Origin of the sequence: Aquimarina algiphila, assembly GCF_007489275.1 — a bacterium.
Lineage (GTDB): Bacteria > Bacteroidota > Bacteroidia > Flavobacteriales > Flavobacteriaceae > Aquimarina > Aquimarina algiphila.
Map to the genome: position 1 here is coordinate 1 of NZ_VLNR01000131.1, position 5,597 is coordinate 5,597.

General features: G+C 32.4%; 4 protein-coding genes and 1 pseudogene. All 5 read right to left on the bottom strand.

Annotation, left to right across the window (positions count from 1 at the left end; all coding sequences use genetic code 11):
* Positions 1 to 492 precede the first annotated feature (492 nt).
* A complete protein-coding gene (locus FOF46_RS30235) occupies positions 493 to 948 on the bottom strand; it encodes a DinB family protein (RefSeq protein WP_143919149.1) in 456 nt (151 codons plus the stop codon).
* A gap of 419 nt (positions 949 to 1,367) precedes the next feature.
* Positions 1,368 to 2,507 (bottom strand): acetyltransferase domain-containing protein, encoded by a 1,140-nt coding sequence (locus tag FOF46_RS30240; protein ID WP_143919150.1) that lies wholly within the window; start codon positions 2,505 to 2,507, stop codon positions 1,368 to 1,370.
* Positions 2,508 to 2,638: 131 nt separating this feature from the next.
* On the bottom strand, positions 2,639 to 3,856 hold the full coding sequence (locus FOF46_RS30245) for a GTP-binding protein (protein WP_143919151.1): 1,218 nt from the start codon (positions 3,854 to 3,856) through the stop codon (positions 2,639 to 2,641).
* A 286-nt stretch (positions 3,857 to 4,142) separates the two neighbouring features.
* A complete protein-coding gene (locus FOF46_RS30250) occupies positions 4,143 to 5,357 on the bottom strand; it encodes a cellulase-like family protein (RefSeq protein WP_208746839.1) in 1,215 nt (404 codons plus the stop codon).
* A 128-nt stretch (positions 5,358 to 5,485) separates the two neighbouring features.
* A pseudogene (locus FOF46_RS32865) lies at positions 5,486 to 5,597 on the bottom strand (IS982 family transposase); the annotation flags it as partial.

A 5,597-nucleotide genomic window follows, 5' to 3' on the forward strand; every position in this document is an offset into this window, starting at 1 on the left:
ATCCTTTTAAAACCTTGAGTATTTTATCGTAATTTGCTTGAAAGTTGTGCATATGAATTATAGTGTCGTAACTACAATTTACTGCCTTTTAGCAGTTTGCGCAACTTTTTCTAAATGCACAACGGGTTGTACTATTCTTATCAAGCTTATATCATTTTAAAGTTTGTTATAGAGTAAAGAAGCTGTATGACTTTATAATTTCTAATAGTATCACTGGATTGATTTATTAATAATACAATACATAAAACCCCTCTAGTTAAGGTGCTAGAAGGGTTTTCACAATCAATATTAAATAAATTTATTATAAACTTTAAAACCTATTATAAAGATACTAATCATTAGTACACCGATTTTACGGGTTTCCTTAATTTGAGATCTTTTTTGATAAAAAGATAAAGACGAATTTCTAATCTTAATTATTCTCAAGATTTATGTAAAAACGCACTAGTTATTCGGTTTAAAACTTACGGCTATATTTTATACATGTTGTTCTTAAATGAATTTTTTAATATTAACCATGAATCCTAAGTGTAATCCTTCGTGATAATTATTAAATTCAAAAGCATCTTTTAGCGAAGTTAGATAAAATCCAGTCCCTGTCATTCGTTCATTATAGTTGACAAATTTTCCGTCATAAAAATCTGTTTCTGTTTTTTTGATTAAGGATAGTAATAGTTCTTTCAGTTCTGTTACCTCATTTTGAGAAGTTTTTCCAGTTGGTTTTGTTCCAGGTTTATAAAGTTCAAATAATTCATTTGGGATATATCCTTCCAAATCTGAATCTTTATAGATTAATGCTTGTTGAGCAACAATAATATGACCAATATTCCAAATCAGATTATTGCTAAATCCATTCGGAATTTTATTTAGTTGCTCTAAAGTATAGTTATTAAAATAGTCTAAATAAAGTTCTCTGCTTGTTTTCCAAGTTCTAAATACAGATTCCATTCAGTTTGTTTTTCAAATGTTTTACAACGTTAAATGTATGTGTCATAGCAGAGCAAAATGTTGCCAGAGTATTGACATTTTTGTTGCATTGATCGTCAACTTTAACTTTTTGCAAGCACTGCGCTTTACCAAAAATACAAAGACCTTTCGATTTATCACTTAACGGTTATGATCATATTTATCGTGTTAGGCAATGTCTTTATTTACTGTCGTAACTTTATTACTTGCTTTTAAGATATACACTACATAAAATAACCATAATGTTTCTCCATTTCCTTTTTTTTAACCCAAATCAGATAGAGCGTTTATGAATACCATTGACCAAATACTAAAGCCAAGATTTTTGACATACCATGTTAACAATAGATGTTTGGTTTACTGTGACTATTTTACAAATATTAAATACGTTTAAAGGTAATCTAGAAGTACTTAATCAACTTTGATGTACTCAAGCGTTTGAAATTAGAGAATCTTTTTGTTGGAAAATATAATAAAACAGATACTATAATCGAAATTAACCAAAGTTGATATACATGACTTACTTGAATAACTTCACCTTTATTTATGGTAAAGATTAAAATTGCATGAAAAACTAGAAGAACGTACAAATGAATAATATAAAAGAACATAGGAGCTGCACCATATACTTTTAAAACCTGAGAAAATCGACCATTAATTCTTTCAAAATAAGAAAGCAGTAGAAATCCGATACCCAAAGTAAATAACAAAAAATGTAGGGAAGGAGGGTATTTTGTGTAATTTAAAAATGACATCACTGATTTTAAGACTGAATTTTGTGTCTCCCATGGCAAAGTTTCACCATAGATATTCCATCCCCTTAATATCAAGAGCAAAGTAAGAGTTGAAAGTCCAAGGAATACTAGTATTTTTTGCCTCCTTGCTGCTACCATATGATGATGATATAATGGTCCGGTAAAGTATCCGAATAAAATTACACCTACCCATGGTAGTACAGGATAAGAAACTCTGATGTCTATAAAACTATCGGTTACTAAATAACCTCTATCGTGAAGAATAGTCCAAAAATTATAACCTAATTCAGTAGTATCGAATGTAATTGGAGTTAATAAATTGTGCCCAAAAACAATGATGAATCCAAGTACTCCAATCCAAATTCTTGGAAGTTTACTCAACAATGCCAAACAAATCATACATATGCCTATTGCCCATATCACTTGCAAATACAAAGTGTTATAAGACGCAGACCATGAGAAATTAATTAGTGTGATTTCTAATAGAATTAAAAAAAGCCCTCGTTTTAGTAAGAAAGCGGTTGCCGATCTGGACGGTTTATCTTTTGGGTTTGAATATAACCAAACGGATAGCCCTGTTAAAAAAACGAAGACAGGAGCACATAAATGGGCTAGCAATCTAGTAAAAAATAAACCGCTACCAGTTTCTTCAATAACCATTGGATCTACAACACGATGGTGCGTGAAAAAATGTTCTCGTACATGATCCACTAACATTATCAACATTACAAAACCTCTTAGCATATCTATAGATGCTATTCTTGGAGTTCTTTTTTTATTTTCCATCTTCTTAATTACTGCTTATACTTGTACTATGTTTTTGGCGTTTAAATACCTGATTGTAGAGATACAAACAGAATAGAAAATCTACAGGGATTTTTTAAGTACATCTAAATAAGCATTAATTTTATACTTTATTATAACAAAGCATAAGCCCTTTCAACTGGCCATGTATCATCATAACCATCTTTCCATTTTTGAGTATTTAATTCTTCATCTGATGAAATACAAGCGTTAAGATTTGACTTAATTTGTTGTTCATCCATATCCCGACCGATGAATACAATTTCATTTTTTCTATCACCAAAGTCTTTATGCCAATCTTTCTCAATTTGATCCTGATTCTCAATAAATGTTAAGTTTCTGATTCTCTTTTCAAAAGACATACTGCTCCACCAAACTCCAGCGCTGTCCGCTTTTAAAGAACCACCTGCTTGACCCCAGATTAAAGCTTGTTCTGGTCTAGAAGCTAACCAGAATAAACCTTTACTTCGTATGATTACATTAGGGAAGTTATTTTGTACGTAATTCCAGAATCGTTCAGGGTCAAATGGTTTTTTACTTCTAAAAACAAAAGAACTAATACCATATTCTTCAGTTTCAGGAGTGTGCTCACTTTTATTTAATTCTTCTATCCATCCAGCACTCTGTTCAGCTTCTTCAAAATCAAATAAGCCTGTGTTTAAAATTTCTTTTGGTGCGATTTTACTAAAACTTGATTCAATAATTCGAGCAGAAGGATTTAACTTTTGGATAGATGCTTTTAATACACCAAGGTGTTCCTTAGTGACTAAATCTGTTTTATTTAATATAATAACGTTAGCGAATTCTATCTGGTCAGTTAGTAGATTAACAATTGTACGATAATCTCCTTCTATATTGGTAAGTTCTCTATCCATTAATGTTTCGGGACTTCCAAAATCATTAAAGAAATTAAAAGCATCGACTACGGTTACCATGGTATCGACATAGCTAAATCGAGAGAGATCAATACCATGTTCTTCATCTACAAATGAGAATGTTTGAGCAACAGGAATAGGTTCACTAATACCGGTACTTTCTATAAGCAAATAATCAAAACGATTTTCTTTTGCTAAGCGTTCTACTTCAATCATCAAGTCTTCTCTTAATGTGCAACAAATACATCCATTACTCATTTCAACAAGCTTTTCTTCTGTTCTCGAAAGTGTGTTTTCACTTTTAACCAGGTTTGCATCTACGTTGACCTCACTCATATCATTCACAATAACTGCCACTTTTAGACCTTCTTTATTGTGCAGGACATGATTTAGCAATGTTGTCTTTCCCGCCCCCAGGAAACCACTTAATACTGTTACAGGTAATTTACTGTCCATATTTGCTATTTTTATTGAATAGAATAAGGGGGTAAATTTAGCTGTTAACATTTGTTAATGCAACTAAGTTGCATTTTTTTAAGAAATAAAATGTTTTTTGAAATGATAGCGTGTTTACGTGGTATCGATTACAATGTTCAATACATAATTTTGTAAGGGTTTGCGTATTTCAAATCTTATCAAGTTACTATTTGAAAAATAAAGCTCGTGATGACGCTCTAAAACTCTTGAAATACTTATGAAGTATACACATTGCGTTGTAGTGTCGGATAATCACATGTGTTTTCTAAATTCGTTTTAGTAAGCTCGAACCGCTCAACTCTGCTTCAATAGTTTTTTCCTTAATCAATTTAGTTAATTCATTATGCCAGGACTGATCTCGCCACATACCTACAAACTGAGGTCCACAGAAATTACTCGTTGAAATAGCTGCCCAACGTCCAGTTTTAACAGCTTCACGAGTACCTAAATCGCATAGTTCTTTAACCCAATCCCACTCCAAAAGAGGCCAGTCTTTATAATCAATTATACCCCAACACTCGGTAGTGACAAGAGGTTTATTGACCTTTTTAGACCATTCGGCAGCCCAATGAATCTGCCTTAAAAGCTGATCTTTCCAGTAGTTTTCTTTTTCACGATATAGTTTTTCTCCTTTTAGAGCAAGGTTTTTATAACCATCATCAGAAAATCTTTCGTAATTATAGTCTATCTCTTTATAAAATTCACCATTGTTCCCATTTACCATCCAAATATGTACTTCAAGAAAGTCGAGCATGCTAGTATCCCCCTTAGTTAAGGAGGCTTTGTTAACCTCACCAGTGAATGAAAAAGTATATGGGATATCGGGGTATTTTTCTTTCAGTACTGCTATGGATTCACTCATCCAACGACCGGACTCTTTGGTATACCATCCTTCCAAATCGGTTTTAAAAGGAGTCCATACTTCTAATGGCCATTCGTTACTTAGGTCCAGGTATATGATTTGATCCATCAAATCATGTGATTCAATCAAATCGAGTACCGATAGCCAGACCTCGCCAAGTTTTTGAGGGGTAGTAATCACATTATATGACTTCTCTTCATCTGATCGCCACCATGTTGAGAGTCCAATTTTAATACCGTATTCTTTGCATTTCTTAATGAAGTTAATAAAGTAGGGTTGTAGTATGACTTTAGTAATAGCAGGACTTCCCCAGTCTTGTGTATTCCAATGTGGGTTAATCACAAACTCTTTGTTTGGGTTTTTGTGGATAAGATGTGGAAAAGCATCTATTCGAATAGCATTATAACCCCGTACTTTTAACTCAGAAAGTGCTACATCCCAATCCTCATAACCTGCACCCGGCCATCGTCGTTCCAGCCAACTAAATTCCCACATTGTTATAGCCAAAGCCTTTTTATTATTTGTGGTTTCTTTGAAAGACATAGCACTTATTTCTGTTCCTAAAGACAATCCCAGCGTCGTAAGCGTAATGTTTTTTGTGAAATTTCTTCTGTTCATATTTTTAAAATTAGTTGTAGATGTCTTTTATTGACAGTCTATTTTACATGTACCACAACAGTCTTGTGTATGAGCAGTAACAAATTTTAAGTACCTACTTTATTAAATTACAATAACCCGTTGTGCATTTAGTTAATATTAATTTTTAGGTTGTTTATATTTCTGTTGAATTCAAACCTATTGATATATTGAATAATGGTCATTGCTGTGATCTTTGATAAGATTCTATTTTTAAATCCC